This is a genomic window from Gemmiger sp. An50, from assembly GCF_002161595.1.
In the GTDB taxonomy this organism is placed as follows: domain Bacteria; phylum Bacillota; class Clostridia; order Oscillospirales; family Ruminococcaceae; genus Allofournierella.
This window is the reverse complement of sequence record NZ_NFID01000049.1, coordinates 1-536: the sequence shown is the minus strand read 5'-3', so window position 1 is coordinate 536 and position 536 is coordinate 1. Positions and strand designations below refer to the sequence as shown.

Below are 536 nucleotides of genomic sequence, written 5' to 3'. Positions count from 1 at the left end.
CTGACCGCTGCCGGCGACCTGGCCAAGCTGGGCTACAAGGTCACCGTGTACGAGGCTCTGCATCTGGCGGGCGGCGTGCTGGTGTACGGCATCCCTGAGTTCCGTCTGCCCAAGGCCATTGTGCAGAACGAGATCGAAGGCCTGCAGGCCATGGGCGTGGACATCGAGACCAACATGGTGATTGGTAAGGTGCTGACCATCGACGAGCTGATGGGCGACTACGGCTACGAGGCCGTGTATGTGGCTTCCGGTGCCGGTCTGCCCCGCTTCATGGGCATCCCCGGCGAGAGCCTGAAGGGCGTTTACTCCGCCAACGAGTATCTGACCCGCGTAAACCTGATGAAGGCTTACAAGGAAGGCAGCAAGACCCCCATCAAGAAGAGCAAGAACGTGGCCGTTGTAGGCGGCGGCAACGTTGCCATGGACGCTGCCCGCAGCGCCAAGCGTCTGGGCGCCGAGAACGTTTACATCGTGTACCGCCGCGGCATGGAAGAGCTGCCCGCCCGTAAGGAAGAGGTGGAGCATGCCGAGGAAGA

1 protein-coding gene is annotated in these 536 nt (G+C 62.3%); it reads left to right on the top strand.

Annotation, left to right across the window (positions count from 1 at the left end):
• The coding region (locus B5G03_RS16930) for an FAD-dependent oxidoreductase (RefSeq protein ID WP_162613453.1) at positions 1-536 on the top strand (536 nt) is incomplete at both ends.